The sequence below is a fragment of the Pseudomonas sp. Ant30-3 genome (assembly GCF_000690905.1).
GTDB lineage: Bacteria > Pseudomonadota > Gammaproteobacteria > Pseudomonadales > Pseudomonadaceae > Aquipseudomonas.
Genome location: NZ_JMCL01000090.1, coordinates 1 through 18,079, shown reverse-complemented (window position 1 = coordinate 18,079; position 18,079 = coordinate 1). Strand labels below are relative to the sequence as shown.

Sequence of the window (18,079 nt, the reverse complement as noted above, 5' to 3'; positions counted from 1 at the left end):
ACCGTTGCCCTCTCACATTGGAGGTGTACGCGTGCTGTTGCTCAAACTGCTGGTCATTCCCGGATTCCTGTTGCTGATTTCCCTCGCGGGTAAACGTTGGGGCCCAAGCGTAGCCGGGTGGTTGGCGGGGCTGCCGGTGGTGGTTGGGCCGATTCTGTTTTTTCTCGCCGTCGAGCAGGGCGAGGTTTTTGCCGCCCACGCAGCGACCGCAGCGTTGTCGGCAATGTTCGCGATGATCGCGTTCTGTGTGACTTACGCCCAGGTTGCACAGCGCACCGGTTGGCGCCTGGCCCTGGCGTCCTCCTTATTGGTCTGGGCTGCGGCGGCGGTTGGCTTGTCGGTGATTCCGCCTTCGCTGGCGTTATCGGTGAGCGCCTCTACTGCCGCGTTGCTCGCTGCACCCTATCTGTTTCCCAAAGTGCAGCCTATCGTCGCGGGGCCGGCGCCGAAGTCGGATAAATTGTTCATGCGCATGCTCGCTGGCGCCCTGTTGACCCTCGCGGTGACCTTGTTGGCCAGCACGGTCGGCGAACGCTGGAGCGGTCTGCTCGCGGTTTTCCCGGTGCTCGGCAGCGTGATGGCGGTCTTTTCCCAGCAAACCCGAGGCCCGGCGTTCACCGCTGCGTTGTTACGCGCTACGGCCACGGGCATGTATTCGTTCGCCGCGTTTTGCCTGGTGGTGGCACTGACGCTGCCTGATATGGGCCTGGCCTCGTTCGGTCTCGGCGTTGCAGTGTCTGTGGCGATGCTCGGTGTCACCAAGCGCTTGCTGGCCAAACCGGCTGCTGTCGCCGCCCCCGACATTCACAAATCGTGAAGATGGTCGCGGCTTCACAATTCACGATTCCATGGGATGATTGAGCCCACCGCGTCGCCATCCCTGGAGAGTTCCGAATGTCATTGTTGAGTAAAAAATTTGTCGTCCTGTTGCTGGCGGCGGTCGCCAGCCTGGGTGCATTGAATGCCTACGCGGCGAAGGCCACACCTACAGGCACTGAACTAAAAGTCTCGATGCTGGGCGACAAACTCAAATTCACCCTGCCCAAAGGCTTCAGCGCCAACCCGCTGCCCGCGAGCCCGACCGGAGCGAGCGGCACCATGTACACCAACGAGACCACCAAAACCGTAGTGATCGTCGCCGAAAATACTATCCCCGGTGGCGTCAACGTCAAGGATAACGACGGTGCGTTTCTCGACTCCGCAGCGGCCGACTTCGCCACGGAGCAGGCCAAGGCACTGCCCGATTTCACCAAAATCAGCGAGAAAAGCCTGACTCAAAAAGGCACCGGCCTGGGCATTCGCCAGATCGACAGCTCGGCCACTCAGGGCGGCGGCAAAACCCTCGACACCACGCTGATGGCCGCGTCCGGCACGCGCATGGCACTGGTTCAGGTCATTTCTCGCCTGAGCGACAATGCCGGTCACGACACACTGGTCAAAAAAATCATCAGCGGCAAATAAGCCTCATGGGTTCAAGCGTTGCAGCCAGCGCTGCAGATCCTGCAGCTCCACGCCACTGATGCTGTGACCAACGCCAGGATAGGCGTGAAATTCAGGCTTGAGTGACAGGCTCTGCAGCAGGCTGTCAGCCTCGGTACCGTCGTTGAAAGGCAGACGTTGATCCAGCGTGCCGTGGCCGATGAATATCGCCAATGACTGGCGTCGTTCATCGGGTTTCAGTTCGGCTTTGAGCACCGGCAGAATCCGCCCGCTCAGCGCCGCAATGCCGCCCACTGCGTCGGGGTGCCGCAGTGCGACCTCATAGGACATGATCGCGCCCTGGCTGAAACCCACCAGGAAAACCTTGTTGGGTTGGGTGCGATATTTCTTCGCAGCCTGTGCGATGAATTCCAACAACAACTGAGCGCTGGCCTTCAGATCCTCGGTCTCCCCGTCGTAGCCCGCGTTGCCTTTCTCGCGAAACCACTTGTAACTCCCCTCCTCCATGACCATGGGTGCCCGCACGGACACATAGTTGTACTGCGAGGGCAGTTCATCCTTGATGTCAAACAGGTCTTCTTCGTTACTGCCGTAACCGTGGATGAAAATGATCAGCGGCTGCCCAGCGGATTCAGCGTGGGTTTGCGCCAGATATTTCAGCGGCAGGTCAGCGTGCAGCGGGGTTTGAGCGTGGACGGCGGCGGACGCCAGGAGTGTGATCAGTGCCAGAAACTTCAACATGAGCCTTCCTTCACAAGTGCAGGATTCACCTCAGAGCCTAACACTGTGCAGTAGGCGTCCGAACTGTGAGGCAAAAAAAATGGCCTCCGTTTTAGCGGAGGCCATTTTTTTCAAGCGGTGCGATTAATGACCGTAAACGTCAAAGTCGAAATACTTGTCCTGCACTTGCTTGTATTTGCCATTCGCGCGGATCTCGGTGATCGCCGCGTTGAATTTGTCTGCCAGCTCCTTGTCGCCCTTGCGCACGGCGATACCGGCACCGCCGCCAAAATACTTGGCGTCTTCATAGGTGGGGCCGACAAAGGCAAACCCTTTACCTGCGTCGGTTTTCAGGAAACCGTCGTCGAGGGTGACCGAGTCGGCCAGCGTCGCGTCGAGGCGACCCGAAACCATGTCCAGGTTGGCTTCTTGTTGGGAGCCGTAACGCACCAGGAAAATGCCGGCCGGTTGCAGCACTTCAGTGGCGAAGCGGTCGTGGGTACTGGCGCGCAGTACACCGACTTTCTTGCCTACCAGTTCTTTCAACGGGTCTTTCACGTCGGTGCCTGCCTTCATCACGAAGCGGGCCGGCGTGTGGTAGTACTTGATGGTGAAATCGACGTTTTTCTTGCGATCATCAGTGATGGTCATGGACGACAGGATCGCGTCGATCTTCTTCACCTTGAGTGCCGGGATCAAGCCGTCGAATTCCTGCTCGACCCAGGTGCACTTGACGTTCATCTGTTCGCACAGAGCGTCGCCGATGTCCACATCGAAGCCGGTGAGTTTGCCGTCCGGGGTTTTCATCGAGAACGGCGGGTAGCCTGCTTCGATACCGATGCGAATCGGTTTGGCGTCCTCGGCCACAGCGGTCAGGGACAATACCGACAGTGCCAAGGCACCGAACATCATTAGCTTCTTCATTTATAACTCCTGTAGGCGGAGACTTTTATTGGCAGCATTCGATAGACAGCATTCGGCGAGAACGCCGACGTGGCCGGCAGTCTAGAGCGGCTCCAGGAGTTCGAACAGTGTTCAGGCGACAAATTTCCTTAAATCCGCGCCTTTGTCCAAATCAGCATTCGCATCCGATCGGCTGGCTGTTCGCTCGCGGCGCGGCAACGCTTAGTTCAAACCCTTCATCCAGCCATCCGGTCACACCTCCGATCATTTCCTTGACCGAATAACCCAGCGCCGCCAGTTTCACCGCAGCCTTGTTGGCGCCATTGCAGTGCGGCCCCGCGCAATACACCACAAACAGCGTTGATTGCGGATAGGCGGCCAGCGCTTCAATAGTCAGCAATCGCCCGGGAATGTTGATCGCGCCAGGCACGTGGCCTCGTTCGAACGCCAGCGGACCGCGCACGTCCACCAGAGTAAAATCTACAACGCCGGCCTGTTGGCTGCCATGCACGTCAGAACAATCGGTTTCAAAGGTCAGACGGTTGCTGAAATGCATCAAGGCAATCGCCGAAGGGGCTGCGGGAATTTGACGGACCAGACTGGTCATGGGCGGTGCTCCGTTTCGGTAGGTGTAGGGCGACTTTATCGGCGTCAGGCTTGGCGCTACAGTGGCGCACAGGACACTCACCGGGAATTTTCAGCCAAATGCACACATACCCTGGATCAGTCGCGATTCTGGCCTACGATGGCCTCTGCACTTTCGAGTTTGGCATTGCCGTAGAGATCTTCGGCCTGGCCAGGCCCGAGTTCGATTTCCCCTGGTATGAACACTGCATTGCCGCCGTCGATCAGGGCCCGATGCGCGCCATGGGTGGCATCCAGGTGCTGGCCGACGGCGGCCTGGACCTGCTGAATGACGCGCGAACGATCATTATTCCCGGCTGGCGGGACCGTAACGCGCCAGTGCCAGCGGAGCTGATTCTGGCCCTGCGACGAGCGTACGAGCGCGGTGCGCGTCTGCTATCGATCTGCTCAGGTGTATTTGTACTGGCGGCAACCGGCTTGCTCGACGGCCGCGGGGCCACAACGCATTGGCGTTATATCGCGGAACTGGCCGAGCGTTTTCCAGACATTCGGGTGGACCCGGACGTGCTGTATGTCGATTCAGGTCAATTGATCACCTCGGCGGGCAGTGCCGCGGGCATCGACGCCTGCCTGCATCTGGTCACCCGCGATTTCGGTACGCAGGTGGCCAACTCGGTGGCACGGCGGCTGGTGATGTCGCCGCAACGGACCGGTGGCCAGGCGCAGTTCATTCCCAGCCCGGTCAGCCCTGCGCCGCGCAGCGATCTCTCGCGCGTGATGCAATGGGCGCGGCAGCGTTTGCACGAACCGCTGGAAGTGCGCGAACTGGCCAGTGAAGCCGCGATGAGCGAACGGACATTCTTGCGTCGATTTACCGAAGCGACCGGCATGCCGCCCAAAGCCTGGTTGCAGCATGAACGGCTCGGACGCGCCCGTGAGTTGCTGGAAACGACCTCATGGAATACCGATCAGATCGCCCAGCGCTGCGGCTACCGGTCCGTGGAGAGTTTCCGCGTCGCCTTTCGCAGCGTGGTCGGCGTGCCGCCGTCGGTGTATCGACAGAGATTTGGTCGGGAGATGAAGGCGCGGCTCTAGACGCCCGGCTTGCCCGCGATGGCGGTTTGTCTGCTGGCGCCAGTGTTGAGGATGTCTAGGGCTTGCGCAGCAAATAGGTGTCCATGATCCAGCCATTGGCCACTCGGGCCGCTTTGCGTACGCGCTCGATTTCATCCGCGACATCGTTGAGCTTGCCGCTGATGAGGATCTCATCCGGTGTTCCCAAGTAGGCGCCCCAATAAATCTGTGTCTCCTGATCAGCCACCTGGTGGTAGGAATCTTCCGCGTCCAGCATCACCACCAGGCTGTCTGCATCGCTCACCTGCCCCGCCGCCAGTCGCCGTCCCGTGGTGATCTCAATCGAACGGCCAATGCGATTCAGCGGTACTTTGTGCTGCGCCGCCAGCGCTTGAACGCTGGTGATACCGGGGATGACTTCAAACTCAAATACGCATCGCCCTGACGCCAGAATTTCCTGGAGGATTCGCACAGTGCTGTCATACAACCCAGGGTCACCCCACACCAGGAAACCCGCGCATTGGCCGTCAGACATTTCGTCATCGATCAGCCGTGCAAAAGTCTGCTGTTTGACCAGGTTCAGCTCTTCGACAGCCGACGTGTAGTCAACATCACCGCGCGCTCGCTCCGGGCTACGCGCCTCGACGAAGCGCCAGGCGTCATGAGTGATGTAGCGCTCGCAGATTTCGCGGCGCAAATCGATCAGTGTGTCTTTGCTGCTGCCTTTATCCATGAGGAAAAAAACATCAACGCTGTTGAGTGCTTTCACGGCTTGCATAGTGATGTAGTCCGGGTTGCCCGCACCGATGCCGATAACCTTGAGCTGTTTCATCAGATCTCCTGCGCTTCAACGCTGCTTAAACGTAACCGCCAACGCCCGTTGAACCGGAGTTCGATCGACGACAAGGGTTCGACGTCGATGTCGTTAAACGCTGCACTTCCCAACACCTGTGTCAGTGCGGCGCGAATGACATAAGGATGGGTGACCGCAACAATGTGTCCCGGCGTCGATTCCAGCGTTGCCAGCCATGCGCCAACACGGTTGCAAAGCTGCACCCGCGATTCACCACCATGTGGCGAAAGTTGCGGGTTTTCAAGCCAGTATTGCAGGGCCGCCGGCTCGGACATTTGCAGTTCTTTGATCCGCACGCCCTGCCACCGTCCGATATCGTAATCGCGCAATGCGCTGACAATTTCCACTTCACTCCCGAACAACTCGGCGGTCTGTCGTGTTCGCAGCTCTGGACCACACACTAATCGAAAAGCTTTCTTGAACACGTGTCTTCGCGATTCTCCCACCGCATGCCGATCCATCTCGACGGGCTCATCCGCAGGAAATTGCGCCATTTTTTGTGCGTCGGTTCGAGCGTGACATATCAGGGTTAGACGGGTTGCCTGCACGAAGAACTACTCGGTGATAAAGATGGGCCGGCACCAGGCCGGCGGTCATCGAGCAATTGTGCCGTATTGTAGGGCGTCAGCGATGTTTCCCGTCGGTCAGTGACAGAAAGTCAGTAATGTCCGACACAGTTGTCAGTCAGAACCTACACCCACTATCGACATTGACGTAGGCCCCGGCTTACGGGCATCCCGCCCTGTTTTTGACGCTTGAAAAACGCATGAAATTTAACTAGACAGGAATCGCGGGTTGCATAAATACTTGTTTAAAAGCTGAATAAAAATAAACGATATCTCATCAGCACGCGTGGAACTGACAGTGATAGTCAGGTTTGGCCAACAGCCAGATCCATTGATACAGGAGTGCATCCATGCTGGTCTTTCGTCCAGTTGATCCAGGCGACCTGCCCCAGTTGCAGCGGCTTGCCCAGGAAAGTCTCGTTGGCGTGACTTCGTTGCCCGACGACAGTGAACGCTTACAACGAAGAATTCTCGACTCATGCAATTCGTTGACCGACGACGTGCAGAACCATGGCCCGGAGAACTACTTTTTCGTGCTGGAAGACCAGGACAATCAGCGACTGGCCGGCTGCTCGGAAATTCTCGCGACAGCGGGTTTCAACGAACCGTTTTACAGTCTGCGCAATCGGAAATTCACCAGCGCCTCGCGTGAGTTGAACATCGAGCACGGCGTTTCGGCGCTGTCACTGTGTCAGGACCTCAACGGTCATACCTTGCTGCGTGGTTTTCATATTGAAGCGCAATTGGAGCGCTCCGCGCACTGCGAGTTGTTGTCACGGGCAAGGCTGCTGTTTATCGCTGCTCACCCGCACCGGTTTGCCGACGCAGTGATCAGCGAGATCGTTGGTTACAGCGACGATGAAAGTTGCTCGCCCTTCTGGGATGCGGTGGGCAAGCATTTTTTCGACCTGCCTTATGCGGAAGCCGAACGCCTCTGCGGGGTCGAGAGCCGGACTTTTCTTGCTGAACTGATGCCGCATTACCCTATTTACGTGCCCATGCTGCCACCCGAAGCCCAAGCCTGCATCGGTCGGGTTCACCCCGATGGTCAGCCAGCCTGCGATATTCTCGAGCGCGAAGGGTTCGAAACCAACAGTTACATCGACCTGTTCGACGGCGGCCCAACGCTGTACGCGCGCGTCGCCGCCATCCGCTCCATTGCGCACAGCAGAACGGCGACCGTGGCAGTCGGCGCATGCATCGATGCGCGCGGGCGCTACCTGGTCAGCAACGATTCGTTGCACAACTACCGAGCCATCGTAGCCGACCTCGACTACACCGCAGGGCAACCCGTCGTCCTGAATAGCGAAATGTGCGCAGCTCTGAACGTCAGCGAAAACAGCCTGATCCGGGTCATAGAACTTTGAGTGTTACCTGGCACGCAACCAGAGCTCAGCGCCCGAGCATGCGCTCCAAGGGAGCTGCGCAATGATCGTCCGACCGGTTCAGGGCACCGACCTGCCGGCCCTCATGGCACTGGTGCAGCAGGCGGGCCCAGGTTTCACCTCGTTGCCGGCCAGCGAAGACCGTTTGGCCCACCGGGTGCGCTGGGCGCAACGGACCTTCGCCGGACAGGTCGAGCGGGCCGATGCCGATTACCTGTTTGTGCTGGAAGATGACGATCAACAAGTGGTCGGGGTCAGCGCCCTGACCGGGGCCGTGGGGCTGCGCGAGCCCTGGTACAACTATCGGGTCGGGCTGACGGTCAACTCATCAGCGGGTCTGGGCATTCAACGCCGCATTCCGACATTGTTTCTCAATAACGAAATGACAGGCCAGTCGGAAATGTGTTCGCTGTTCCTGCGAACTGATCAACGCCACGGTCACAATGGTCGTCTGCTGTCGCTGGCTCGTTTGCTGTTCGTGGCGGAATTTACCGAGCTGTTCGGTGACAAGCTCATTGCCGAGTTGCGCGGCAGCGCCGACGAGAACGGCTGTTCACCCTTCTGGGACAGCCTTGGCCGGCATTTTTTCAAGATGGAATTTAGTCACGCCGATCATCTCTCGAGCCTGGGCAGCAAATCATTCATCGCAGAACTGATGCCACGTCAACCGCTTTACACCTGCCTCCTCACCGAACAGGCACAGGCGGTAATAGGCAAACCTCATCGTAATATAGAGCCGGCGCTGAAAATCCTCACTGATGAAGGGTTCGCTCACAATGGCTACATTGACATTTTCGATGCAGGCCCGGTCATCGAAGCTGAGCTCTCGAGCATCCGCACCGTTCGTGACAGCCAGTCTTTGTTACTTGCCATCGGCGCACCGGACGAGCAAGCCCCGGTCTGGCTGATTCACAACCGCCGTCTGGAAAACTGCCGAATCACCGCAGCGCCCGCGCGCCGGGATGCCAACACGCTGGTGGTCGACCGACTCACCGCCAAACGCCTGCAATTGCAACCGGGCGATTCCATTCGGGCGGTGCCGTTGCCTGATCGGCAACGTCGAGCTGTGGCGGCCTGATTGCCGCAAAAACCTGCTGCCGGGCAGGCTACCAGGTAAATTCGTCATCATTCCCGCCCCTCTTGCGTGATAGCCTTTTGTTTCTTCGGCGTTGACACTTTTGCTCAGGCCTTCCATTCCATTGGTGGAACTCTCTATGTCCCGGCTTTCTCATCAAGATTTGCGCCGCAATTTTCGTGAATTGTTTGCATCCAATACTTGCTATCACACGGCTTCGGTTTTTGACCCTATGTCGGCGCGGATCGCCGCCGACCTGGGTTTTGAAGTAGGCATCCTCGGCGGTTCGGTAGCATCCTTGCAGGTACTGGGCGCACCCGACTTCGCCTTGATCACCCTCAGTGAATTCGCCGAGCAGGCCACCCGCATCGGCCGCGTGGCCCAGTTGCCAGTAATTGCCGACGCCGACCATGGCTACGGCAATGCGCTCAACGTGATGCGCACCATCGTTGAGCTGGAGCGCGCCGGCATCGCGGCACTGACCATCGAAGACACGCTGCTGCCCGCCCAATTCGGACGTAAGTCCACCGATCTGATCTCGGTGGCAGAAGGTGTCGGCAAAATCCGCGCGGCCCTCGAAGCCCGCGTCGATTCGGAGATGGCAATCATCGCGCGCACCAATGCGGGCATCCTGCCGGTGCAAGAAATCATCAGCCGCACCCAGCAGTATCAGCGTGCCGGCGCCGACGGAATCTGCATGGTGGGCGTGCAGGATTTCGAGCAACTGGAAAAAATCGCCGAACACCTGAGCGTCCCGCTGATGCTGGTGACGTATGGCAATCCGCTGCTGCGCGATGACAAGCGTCTGGCGGAACTGGGTGTACGAGTTACCATCGACGGTCACGGTGCTTACTTTGCCGCGATCAAGGCCACTTACGACAGTTTGCGCGAACAGCGACAGATTTTTACCCAGGCTTCGGATCTGAGCGCGACGGAACTTACGCACACTTACACCCAGCCTGAAGAGTACATCCGCTGGGCAAAAGAATTCATGAGCGTGAAAGAGTGATATTGCTTTAGCCTGGTGTCCTGACCCACTGGGTCACACCAGGCCTTTGTTACGCCTGCATACATAAAACATTACCCACTTGGGCACATTAACTCTGGCTTGATTCGGAAACACATCATTTAACAGCGATCCGGTTGCAGCACCTGTTTTGCGGTGGAACTATAGTGTTGTTTATCGGCATCAAACACAACACACTAACTTCCAGAAAAGCGAGACTGTTATGGATAACGCACTCAGTGAATGGAGTAGCTCCCCGCTATTTCACGCCAGCACCAATGTGATCAATACTTCTACCCAAACAGGCTCAACCAGCTCCTGCGCAGGCGGCGGATTTGTGCCTCGCCTCAATGTAGGTAACATTCATGAAATAAAACGCTTCTGGCAATTGCCCAACGTTTCCCAGGACAAACAGCACAATTGATGCCAACTTGCCGCGGCAAGCGCCAGGCGTCCTATGTACGTCAGGCGTTCATAACCTGTAGGAAACCGATTGATATTAGTGGGTACTTTCATGATCGATGTATTTCTCGACTCAAATCTGAGCCCAGATCAACTTGTGGTCGCTATTAAAGCAACAGACATGACCGCCGAGGTCAATCATCTGATTGAGCGACTGCACCATCAAATCGATATACAAACAGAAATCAACCAGAAGGGTCTCCTTCTCGACGCTACCAATGTTCATACCGGAACGGTTACATTGTTTTTCAACGATAAAGGCAATATCAGTCTTAAAGCTCCGGACAGCACACCACCGTTTCCGCAGCTCTATTCGATCCCCGGTTACAGCGTTTTATTTGCCATAAACGGCGAAGCGTATCCTGTTCAACTTTACGCATTGGATGGTGATCAACTGACCCGAAGCGCACGAGTCATCGTTGATGCCGAGCACCCCTTGCTCATCGATGGTGCCGGGTTCTTGTATGACAGCAACCCTGATGGCAAAGGGCATCCGGCTTTCATTGGCAGCGTGAATCTACCGGACAGGAAGATGGATATTCACGTCTTCGACCGTGCGTCATTGCTCGAATGCGCATGGTTCCCCCACGACAACAGCGCCGCACGTTATCTGGTCAGTCTGAATCTGCTGGAAGCAATACAGGATCCGGACAGGGTGAAAGTTGCAGAGGAATTGATTTATCACTATCACCCCGCCGTTGCCTGGAGCGCGCTCGTGCTGATGTACCGCGCGGCCCCGGACAACGCGCATCGTCATGTGGCGCAACTGCGGAAATTCGAAAACGCGCGTATCAACGCCCTGCTTGACCTGCACGAGGGCAAGGTCGCATGAACTTGCAGACGTTCATCGAGCGTATGGATAGCCATGATCTGGAGCGTGACAAAACGCACATCGTCGCCGACCTGCGCCAACTCGCAAGCAACCGGTCGTTGCTCAGCGAACATCTTTACCACACCCTTCAGCGCGACGGTTTCAATACCGAAAACAGTCTGTACAACGCTTATGCATTCGTGCTGCATTCCTCCCAAACCTACACGATTCGATTAGGGTTCTGGGCACCAGTGACCAGCAAGGACGAAAGCCAAACCTTCATCTATCACTTGAACCACACCCACGATTTTGAAATGTACGCTGTTGGCTACAGCGGCGATGGCTACACCACCATCAAGCGCGACATTCTGCAACGCACACCATTATGCGTTGGCGTTCGTCCGCTGCTGGGAGAGGAAACAACACTTAAGCTCGCGCCAGGCGAAGTCCTGCATATGCGAGCGTTATATGAAGTGCACCGGCAACTTCCGCCGCGAACCTTGTCTTCTTCGATCAGCCTGTCGATCCATCCGCAAAAAAATCTCATGACCGATCCGGCGTGGTGCTTCGACGAGCACTATTTGCCCACTTATCCCGGGATCGCCGCGCAAGAAACCGAGCTCTATGAGCGCACGTTAGCCCGGTTGAAAAAACAGAATCAAATCGAGTTGAGCAGCGCATGATGCGGCCGGATATCGCTGCAACATATGACGCGATTGCGCCCTGTGGTCTTGGCTTCGTACAGCGCTTCATCGGCATCGTTCAGCCAAAGCATTGCATCGTCGTGCGCCGGGTTGAACACTGCCAGACCAATGCTCAGGCTCACTTTCAGCGCCGGGTTCTGCTCATAACCGAGTGTGGCAAAACGGTCGCGCAAGGCGTCCATTGCCGCCGCGGCACTGCTGAGCGGAAGGTCGGGAAGGATCACGCAAAATTCATCGCCGCCATAACGCCCGGCGATGTCAGAGGCCCGCAGGTTGTGCTTGAGCATCTTGCTCAGTTGCCGCAGCACGATGTCGCCGGCAACATGGCCGTAGGTATCATTGATGGTTTTGAAATGGTCGATGTCGATCAGCGCGATGGCCGCGCCCCGATGCTGACGCTTGCAGCGCTGGTATTCGACTTCCAGCTGATCCTTCCAGGCACCATGATTCAAGAGGCCAGTAAGGCTATCGGTACGGCTCAGCGCCAGCAGCTCGCGCTTGCGCCTACCGAGCGTAGTGGCCTGTTGAAAACTGATCCACCCCAAGGCCAGCGGGTAAAAAACCAGTAGCGGTAAGCAAGCATAGAGCTGCAGCGGGCTGGTTTGCGCGACGAACGCTGGCGTGAACACCAGCCAGCCGACGCCAAGCCCGAGGATCTGCGCGGTAGTACCCACCAGCAAAAAGCGCAAACCGCCGATCGCCACATTGTTCATCGCCATCATGGACAGGGTGGCGGCAGCGGGCAGCGGATTGAAGTGCATCGCCGCGACCCAGAATCCGCCAAGAAACGCGTCTACCAGAATATTCCGATGCTCGGCGTGGAACGGAACCCTGGCCCGGCGCGCCCATAGATAAGCAACATGCGGCCAGAGCAAGCCGTTAAACAGCATCAGCCCCCATACCCACGCTGCCGGCTGCAACGGGTACATCGCGGCGCCAACACATAACAGGCCCAAAACCAGGCCAAGCGTGCGCGATGCGTAGAGCCTTCTCGCCAGCGAAAGTCCTTTTCCTCCGGTTTTTTCCATGGGGGACACCTCTGCGCGAGACCTGATGACACCGGGGGTGACAGGTTTGGTGAAAGTCTATCAGTGCAACTTAAATTAGCCATCACCGACGGGCAGTCTGAATGAATAAGGGCGACACGCCAGAGTTTGGCTATACATGAAGGGGGCGTCCGCTTGGCTGGCGTTAAAAGGAGAGGCATGCAGACTTTTCAAGTATTGATCATCGGCAGCGGTTTTGGCGGGCAATGCGCGGCAATCAACCTGCTCAAGGCAGGCATCGACGATTTCCGGATTCTGGAGCGACGCAATTTTTTCGGTGGCACCTGGTGCCAGAACACCTATCCGGGTGCCGCCGTCGACGTGCCCTCTCCTCTCTATTCACTGTCGTTCGCACCCTACCGCTGGACACAAATGTTCGCCGCACAGGCAGAACTTCATCAGTACACGCAGCACGTGATCGAACGATTCGGTTTGCGCGAGCGGGTGGAATTGGACGCTGAAGTCGAACAGGTTGAATGGGACGCGGCCGGCAAACGCTGGACCGTGCAAACCGCCGGCAAAGGCACGTTCCATGCGCAGTTCCTGATCAACGCCAGCGGGCCGTTGAGTCAGCCGGTTATCCCACATTTCGAAGGGCAGGAACGCTTCCAGGGCAAGTCCTTTCATACCAACCACTGGGATCATTCCTACGATTATCGACATAAGCGCGTGGCAATCGTCGGCAGCGGTGCCAGTGCCGCTCAAATCATCCCGGCGATTGCGCCGCAGGTCGCGCACCTGCACGTCTTCCAGCGCTCGCCGCACTGGGTGCTGCCACGGGCCGACCGTTTCTTTGGCCCGTTCCAGCGCTGGCTGCTGGGTCTCAAACCCGCCTATAAGCTGCTGCGCTGGATGATCTATTGGCAATTCGAAACACGAGTCATCGCTTTCAAATATTCGAAGCCGGCGATTCGCATGGTCCAACAACACGCACTGCGCTTCCTGCAACGGCAGGTGAGTGACCCCGAGCTCAGAAAAAAACTGACCCCGGACTACGTCATCGGCTGTAAGCGGGTCATCGTGTCCAGCACGCTGTATCCGGCGCTCACGCGCAGCAACGTCAGCCTGCACACTCGCGAACAGGGCATCGCGTCCATCGATGAAACCGGCATCGTCATGCAGGATGGCGAACATCTCGACGTCGACCTGATCGTCTGGTCGACCGGTTACGACGCCACAGACGGTGTTATTTCCTACCCCGTGAGCGGAAAAAACGGTAAACAGCTCAGCGATTTCTGGTCGATCTACCCCCGAGCCTATCTCGGCACCAGCCTGCCGGACTTTCCCAACCTGTTTATCGTCACCGGGCCTAACACCGGCATTGGCCACACTTCAGCGCTATTCATCATCGAATCGCAGATGAACTACATCGTCGATTGCATTCGCACGATAAAAAAGCGCGGCCTGCGCAGCATCGAAGTACGCGCCGAAGCGGAACGTACCTACACTGAAATGATCCACCGGGAGATGGAGCGCACCGTATGGAAATCCGGCGGCTGCCACAGTTGGTATCAAAGCAAGAGCGGTCATGTGATTGCGATGTTTCCGGGATTCAGTTTCAGTTACTACCGGTTGACCCGGGCGCTGAAACCCGCCGATCACATTCTGTCCTGACTTTCTCAAAAAGAGCGATCTGAAAAGGGAGGCGCACGATGCTTCTACTGTTGGCTGCATTGGCGGTATTCGTGGCTTGGAGCTGGTTGAGCTATCCGGCGATCGGTTACTGGCTGTATGACTTGAGCATGGCGGCTGAAGCCAGGCTGTATCGACTGCACAAGATTGTCGTGCCCATCTCCGAGATGACTGTCTCGACCTGGCAAGGCGGGCCCTATGAAGCTTCAAGCAGCGTACTGATGCTGCATGGCTACAGCGCCGACAAGAATCTGTGGCTGCGTTTTGCCCGGCACTTCGTTGGCACTTATCGAGTGATCATCCCTGACATTGCCGGGCACGGCGATACTGGCTTCAAAGCGGGCGGCGGCTATGACATTCCGTTGCAGGCCAAACGGATGATTCAGTTGCTGGATGTGTGTGGAGTGGAAAAGGTCCATGTCATCGGCAACTCCATGGGCGGCTACATGGCGGCGTGGCTCGCGGCGACCTATCCGGACCGCATCGCATCAGTCGCTTTGATCGACCCGGCGGGCGTTAGCGCGCCTGAGGCCAGTGATCTGGAGCGGCATTTGGCCAAGGGGCACAATCCGTTTCTGATCCATTCGCGTGAGGAATTCCGCCAGTTCTATGAAATGACCATGGCTCAGCCACCGTGGGTGCCCGGCGTCGTGCTGGACGCGGTTGCGCAACGCTATCAACGCTGCCGCGAGGAGCTGGAAGAGATCTTCCGGGATTTTCGCGCGAGCCCGCCCATGGAGCCGATGTTGCCGGAGATAAAATGCCCGGCCCTACTGGTGTGGGGGCGCAAGGACCGCTTGATCGATGTGAGCAGCGTCTCCGTCTGGAGCAAGGGCATTGAGGACCTGCGCGTCGAGGTGCTGGAAGGCATCGGTCACATGCCCATGGTGGAAGATCCTTCAGGCACGGCGAGCCTGTATCGAGAGTTTCTGGCATCCCGACGCCTCGAAAGCCCGCAGGATCAGCGTATGCGTTGAGCAACCAGTCCTTTGCAGAATGAAGTCCGTAAGATTCTTCGTTTGTCGGCGTCGCTGAAGGCTGCGATCTTTTCTCGCAACCTCCATGTCACCGCGCCAGGAATTTTCCATGAGCCACCCGAGCTTCGTCAGCCCTGACCTGATCCGCCAGCGCTTCTCCAAAGCGATGTCCGATATGTACCGCGAAGAAGTGCCGCTGTATGGCGCGCTGATGGAACTGGTGGAGCAAACCAACCGTCATGTGCTGCAAAGCGATCCGCAAATCGCCAGTCAGTTGAACAGCACCGGCGAAATTCAGCGTCTTGACCTGGAACGCCATGGCGCCATTCGGGTTGGCACCGCCGAGGAACTGGCCACCCTCGCCCGGCTGTTTGCGGTGATGGGCATGCAGCCTGTCGGCTACTACGATTTGACGCCAGCCGGCGTGCCGGTGCATTCGACCGCGTTTCGCGCAGTGCATGAAGCCGCGTTGCAGGTCAGCCCGTTTCGGGTATTCACTTCGCTGCTGCGTCTGGAGTTGATCGAGGATTCGGGATTGCGGCCTTTTGCGCAGTCTGTGCTGGATAAACGCTCGATCTTCACGCCGTCGGCCTTGGAGCTGATCGAGCTTGCCGAGGCTCAGGGAGGCCTCAGTGAACAGGATGCTCAGAACTTCGTCGAGCAGGCACTGGAAACCTTCCGCTGGCATCACAGCGCCACCGTCACTGCCGAGCAGTACCAGCAACTCAGCGCTCAACATCGGTTGATTGCCGACGTGGTGGCGTTCAAGGGCCCGCACATCAATCACCTGACGCCGCGTACCCTCGACATCGATATCGTCCAGGCTCAAATGCCGGCACATGGCATCACTCCCAAAGCGGTGATCGAAGGCCCGCCCCGCCGGCAGTGCCCGATCCTGTTGCGGCAAACCAGTTTCAAGGCGCTGGACGAGCCTGTTGCATTCACCGATCAAGGCAAAACGCACGGCAGTCACAGCGCCCGTTTCGGTGAAATCGAACAACGTGGCGCCGCCCTCACCCCTAAAGGCCGCGCGCTTTATGATCGCCTGCTTAATGCCGCTCGCGACGAACTGCAGGACTTCCCCAACGAAGCCAATGCCGCACGTTACAACACACTGATGACGCAGCACTTCAGCGAATTCCCTGACACCGTCGAGGGCATGCGCTTACAGAAGCTGGCGTACTTTCGCTATTTCGTGACGGAAAAAGGCCTGTCAGCGGACGGCCTGTGTGATGCATCGCTTGAGGACCTGCTGCGCGATGGTCATGTGCGGGTGGAACCGCTGGTGTACGAAGATTTCCTGCCCGTCAGCGCGGCAGGGATTTTTCAGTCAAATCTGGGGGATGCGGCACAGACCCATTATGGCGAACATTCCAATCGGCAGGCGTTTGAAACGGCGTTGGGGCGGCCTACCGTTGATGAGTTGGGTTTGTACGCCGAGACTGAGCAACGTTCGATCGGCGATTGCTGTTTGGCTCTTGGTATTGCCATAAGCAGGTGATGGGCGTTTGCAGCGGCTGACGCAGGCGGCGCCAGCTGCTACAGGTCGCTGTTATTTCAATTTTGCCAGCAATGCTTGCGCCGCAGCCTCAGACGACGCCGGATTCTGCCCGGTGATCAGCAGGCCGTCAGTCACTGCATAACTGGCCCAATCAGCGCCCTTGGAGTAGTCGCCGCCCTTCTCCTTGAGCATGTCTTCCACCAGGAACGGCACGACATCGGTCAACTGCACCGCCTCTTCCTCGCTGTTGGTGAACCCCGTCACCCGCTTGCCTTTGACCAAAGGCTGACCTTCTGCGTCTTTGACGTGACGCAGCACGCCCGGCGCATGACAGACCGCCGCCACGGGTTTGCCGGCCTGGAAAAACGCCTCGATCAACGCGATCGAAACCGGGTCTTCGGCCAGATCCCACAATGGACCGTGGCCACCCGGGTAGAACACCGCGTCGTAGTCATCCGCGCGCACGCTGCTCAGCAACCCGGTGGAGGCCAATGCCGACTGGGCGGCGGAGTCCTGGCGGAAACGGTCGGTCGATGCGGTTTGCGCATCCGGCTCATCGCTTTTCGGGTCAAGCGGTGGTTGACCGCCCATGGGTGAAACCAGTGTCAGCTGGGCGCCCGCATCCTTGAAAGCAAAATACGGTGCGGCGAATTCTTCCAGCCAGAAGCCGGTTTTCTTACCCGTGTCGCCCAACTGATCGTGGGACGTCAAGACCATCAGGATTTTCATGTCGCGCTCCTTGAATAGGAAGGTGTTCGGTTAGCCTGGCGCTGGGTTGGACCTTCGGGCTGCGCCGTTCGTTGCACGTTTCAGCTGGTTGTTTAGTGCGAACGATGCGCCAGTCAGGTGACCAGGCCAAAGTGATGGCTCTCAGCCATGATGCGCAAGAAGTTGCGCAGTTGATCGTAATATTTAGCCGCTCCAACGCCCTGCACGCCTTCATCTACGTGGCCTCTAGCCAAGTGTGCAAGAAGTTGCGCAGTACTGCGCAACTTCTTGCGCACTTGGCTGGGTGTTTTCCCTTGAGAATCACCCAGGCGATTGAAAAACTTCGGCCATCCCCCCGGTTTATATAGCCCTCAAGATTTCTGGCACGCTCCTTGATAACTGTCAGACACCCACCGGGCGATTTCGCCTCCCGGGCACTCTTATTTATTCAGCAAGGAGCACACCCATGGCTACACCAGCGTACATGTCGGTAACCGGCGAAAAACAAGGCCTGATCACTGCAGGCGCATTCACCGCCGACTCCGTTGGCAACACCTATCAGGAAGGTCACGAAGACCAGGTCATGGTTCAGGCTTTCAGCCACGACGTGATCATCCCGCGTGACCCGCAA

The 18,079-nt window shown here is 57.7% G+C and carries 20 protein-coding genes; 13 read left to right on the top strand and 7 right to left on the bottom strand.

What is annotated here, in order from left to right:
• The first annotated feature begins 31 nt into the window (after positions 1-31).
• Entirely contained in the window at positions 32-817 is a 786-nt protein-coding gene (locus DU29_RS0121010) for a hypothetical protein (RefSeq protein WP_028623458.1), read from the top strand.
• A 77-nt stretch (positions 818-894) separates the two neighbouring features.
• Complete coding sequence (locus DU29_RS0121005) at positions 895-1,461, top strand: hypothetical protein (RefSeq protein WP_028623457.1); 567 nt, start codon at positions 895-897, stop codon at positions 1,459-1,461.
• Positions 1,462-1,464: 3 nt separating this feature from the next.
• On the opposite strand, the gene DU29_RS0121000 is transcribed toward DU29_RS0121005, so the two are convergent.
• The 3 genes from DU29_RS0121000 to DU29_RS0120990 form a co-directional block, all read right to left on the bottom strand.
• Positions 1,465-2,181 carry an alpha/beta hydrolase gene (locus tag DU29_RS0121000; RefSeq protein WP_028623456.1) on the bottom strand — a complete coding sequence of 239 codons (717 nt, stop codon included), beginning with the start codon at positions 2,179-2,181 and terminating at the stop codon, positions 1,465-1,467.
• A 123-nt stretch (positions 2,182-2,304) separates the two neighbouring features.
• On the bottom strand, positions 2,305-3,084 hold the full coding sequence (locus DU29_RS0120995) for an ABC transporter substrate-binding protein (protein ID WP_028623455.1): 780 nt from the start codon (positions 3,082-3,084) through the stop codon (positions 2,305-2,307).
• Between the two features lie 151 nt (positions 3,085-3,235).
• Positions 3,236-3,670, bottom strand: coding sequence for a rhodanese-like domain-containing protein (locus tag DU29_RS0120990; protein ID WP_028623454.1), 435 nt, complete (start codon positions 3,668-3,670; stop codon positions 3,236-3,238).
• A gap of 98 nt (positions 3,671-3,768) precedes the next feature.
• Between DU29_RS0120990 and ftrA the strand changes: the two genes are divergently transcribed.
• A complete protein-coding gene (gene ftrA, locus DU29_RS0120985) occupies positions 3,769-4,743 on the top strand; it encodes a transcriptional regulator FtrA (RefSeq protein WP_028623453.1) in 975 nt (324 codons plus the stop codon).
• A 55-nt stretch (positions 4,744-4,798) separates the two neighbouring features.
• On the opposite strand, the gene cobF is transcribed toward ftrA, so the two are convergent.
• Positions 4,799-5,554, bottom strand: a complete 756-nt coding sequence (gene cobF, locus DU29_RS0120980) for a precorrin-6A synthase (deacetylating) (protein ID WP_028623452.1) — start codon at positions 5,552-5,554, stop codon at positions 4,799-4,801.
• Positions 5,554-6,123 (bottom strand): histidine phosphatase family protein, encoded by a 570-nt coding sequence (locus tag DU29_RS0120975; protein WP_028623451.1) that lies wholly within the window; start codon positions 6,121-6,123, stop codon positions 5,554-5,556. Before DU29_RS0120975 ends, cobF begins: the two co-directional genes overlap by 1 nt.
• A 368-nt stretch (positions 6,124-6,491) precedes the next feature.
• On the opposite strand from DU29_RS0120975, the gene DU29_RS0120970 reads away from it, so the two are divergent.
• The 6 genes from DU29_RS0120970 (at position 6,492) to DU29_RS0120950 (ending at position 11,563) form a co-directional block, all read left to right on the top strand.
• Positions 6,492-7,508, top strand: coding sequence for an arginine N-succinyltransferase (locus DU29_RS0120970; RefSeq protein WP_028623450.1), 1,017 nt, complete (start codon positions 6,492-6,494; stop codon positions 7,506-7,508).
• A 61-nt stretch (positions 7,509-7,569) separates the two neighbouring features.
• Positions 7,570-8,604, top strand: a complete 1,035-nt coding sequence (gene astA / locus DU29_RS0120965) for an arginine N-succinyltransferase (protein WP_028623449.1) — start codon at positions 7,570-7,572, stop codon at positions 8,602-8,604.
• A 136-nt stretch (positions 8,605-8,740) separates the two neighbouring features.
• Positions 8,741-9,610, top strand: a complete 870-nt coding sequence (locus tag DU29_RS0120960; RefSeq protein WP_028623448.1) for an isocitrate lyase/PEP mutase family protein — start codon at positions 8,741-8,743, stop codon at positions 9,608-9,610.
• 220 nt (positions 9,611-9,830) lie between these two features.
• A complete protein-coding gene (locus DU29_RS1000000131715; protein ID WP_081832524.1) occupies positions 9,831-10,031 on the top strand; it encodes a hypothetical protein in 201 nt (66 codons plus the stop codon).
• A gap of 90 nt (positions 10,032-10,121) precedes the next feature.
• A complete protein-coding gene (locus DU29_RS0120955) occupies positions 10,122-10,901 on the top strand; it encodes a hypothetical protein (RefSeq protein ID WP_028623447.1) in 780 nt (259 codons plus the stop codon).
• The gene (locus DU29_RS0120950) at positions 10,898-11,563 is read left to right on the top strand and encodes a transposase (protein ID WP_028623446.1); all 666 of its coding nucleotides are present in this window, start codon (positions 10,898-10,900) and stop codon (positions 11,561-11,563) included. Before DU29_RS0120955 ends, DU29_RS0120950 begins: the two co-directional genes overlap by 4 nt.
• Here the strand turns inward: DU29_RS0120950 and DU29_RS0120945 are convergent.
• Positions 11,539-12,612, bottom strand: coding sequence for a diguanylate cyclase (locus DU29_RS0120945; RefSeq protein ID WP_028623445.1), 1,074 nt, complete (start codon positions 12,610-12,612; stop codon positions 11,539-11,541). The genes DU29_RS0120950 and DU29_RS0120945 overlap by 25 nt on opposite strands.
• Positions 12,613-12,789: 177 nt before the next feature.
• Here DU29_RS0120945 and DU29_RS0120940 point away from each other — a divergent pair, with 177 nt between their 5' ends.
• From DU29_RS0120940 to hglS, 3 genes are all read left to right on the top strand, one after another.
• Positions 12,790-14,244, top strand: a complete 1,455-nt coding sequence (locus DU29_RS0120940) for a flavin-containing monooxygenase (RefSeq protein WP_028623444.1) — start codon at positions 12,790-12,792, stop codon at positions 14,242-14,244.
• Positions 14,245-14,282: 38 nt separating this feature from the next.
• Positions 14,283-15,239, top strand: coding sequence for an alpha/beta fold hydrolase (locus DU29_RS0120935; RefSeq protein WP_028623443.1), 957 nt, complete (start codon positions 14,283-14,285; stop codon positions 15,237-15,239).
• Positions 15,240-15,348: 109 nt separating this feature from the next.
• The gene (gene hglS / locus DU29_RS0120930; protein WP_028623442.1) at positions 15,349-16,740 is read left to right on the top strand and encodes a 2-oxoadipate dioxygenase/decarboxylase HglS; all 1,392 of its coding nucleotides are present in this window, start codon (positions 15,349-15,351) and stop codon (positions 16,738-16,740) included.
• A gap of 51 nt (positions 16,741-16,791) precedes the next feature.
• Here the strand turns inward: hglS and DU29_RS0120925 are convergent, their stop codons facing one another.
• Positions 16,792-17,469 (bottom strand): type 1 glutamine amidotransferase domain-containing protein, encoded by a 678-nt coding sequence (locus DU29_RS0120925; protein WP_028623441.1) that lies wholly within the window; start codon positions 17,467-17,469, stop codon positions 16,792-16,794.
• A 445-nt stretch (positions 17,470-17,914) separates the two neighbouring features.
• Between DU29_RS0120925 and tssD the strand changes: the two genes are divergently transcribed.
• On the top strand, positions 17,915-18,079 hold a 165-nt coding region (tssD, locus tag DU29_RS1000000131710), incomplete at its 3' end, for a type VI secretion system tube protein TssD (protein ID WP_033050698.1).

Bases quoted from the DNA above. Each gene is read 5' to 3' on its own strand.
- DU29_RS0121005 (WP_028623457.1), top strand. From the start codon at position 895: ATGTCATTGTTGAGTAAAAAATTTGTCGTCCTGTTGCTGGCGGCGGTC.
- DU29_RS0121000 (WP_028623456.1), bottom strand. From the start codon at position 2,181: ATGTTGAAGTTTCTGGCACTGATCACACTCCTGGCGTCCGCCGCCGTC.
- DU29_RS0120995 (WP_028623455.1), bottom strand. From the start codon at position 3,084: ATGAAGAAGCTAATGATGTTCGGTGCCTTGGCACTGTCGGTATTGTCC.
- DU29_RS0120990 (WP_028623454.1), bottom strand. From the start codon at position 3,670: ATGACCAGTCTGGTCCGTCAAATTCCCGCAGCCCCTTCGGCGATTGCC.
- ftrA (WP_028623453.1), top strand. From the start codon at position 3,769: ATGCACACATACCCTGGATCAGTCGCGATTCTGGCCTACGATGGCCTC.
- cobF (WP_028623452.1), bottom strand. From the start codon at position 5,554: ATGAAACAGCTCAAGGTTATCGGCATCGGTGCGGGCAACCCGGACTAC.
- DU29_RS0120970 (WP_028623450.1), top strand. From the start codon at position 6,492: ATGCTGGTCTTTCGTCCAGTTGATCCAGGCGACCTGCCCCAGTTGCAG.
- astA (WP_028623449.1), top strand. From the start codon at position 7,570: ATGATCGTCCGACCGGTTCAGGGCACCGACCTGCCGGCCCTCATGGCA.
- DU29_RS0120960 (WP_028623448.1), top strand. From the start codon at position 8,741: ATGTCCCGGCTTTCTCATCAAGATTTGCGCCGCAATTTTCGTGAATTG.
- DU29_RS1000000131715 (WP_081832524.1), top strand. From the start codon at position 9,831: ATGGATAACGCACTCAGTGAATGGAGTAGCTCCCCGCTATTTCACGCC.
- DU29_RS0120955 (WP_028623447.1), top strand. From the start codon at position 10,122: ATGATCGATGTATTTCTCGACTCAAATCTGAGCCCAGATCAACTTGTG.
- DU29_RS0120950 (WP_028623446.1), top strand. From the start codon at position 10,898: ATGAACTTGCAGACGTTCATCGAGCGTATGGATAGCCATGATCTGGAG.
- DU29_RS0120945 (WP_028623445.1), bottom strand. From the start codon at position 12,612: ATGGAAAAAACCGGAGGAAAAGGACTTTCGCTGGCGAGAAGGCTCTAC.
- DU29_RS0120940 (WP_028623444.1), top strand. From the start codon at position 12,790: ATGCAGACTTTTCAAGTATTGATCATCGGCAGCGGTTTTGGCGGGCAA.
- DU29_RS0120935 (WP_028623443.1), top strand. From the start codon at position 14,283: ATGCTTCTACTGTTGGCTGCATTGGCGGTATTCGTGGCTTGGAGCTGG.
- hglS (WP_028623442.1), top strand. From the start codon at position 15,349: ATGAGCCACCCGAGCTTCGTCAGCCCTGACCTGATCCGCCAGCGCTTC.
- DU29_RS0120925 (WP_028623441.1), bottom strand. From the start codon at position 17,469: ATGAAAATCCTGATGGTCTTGACGTCCCACGATCAGTTGGGCGACACG.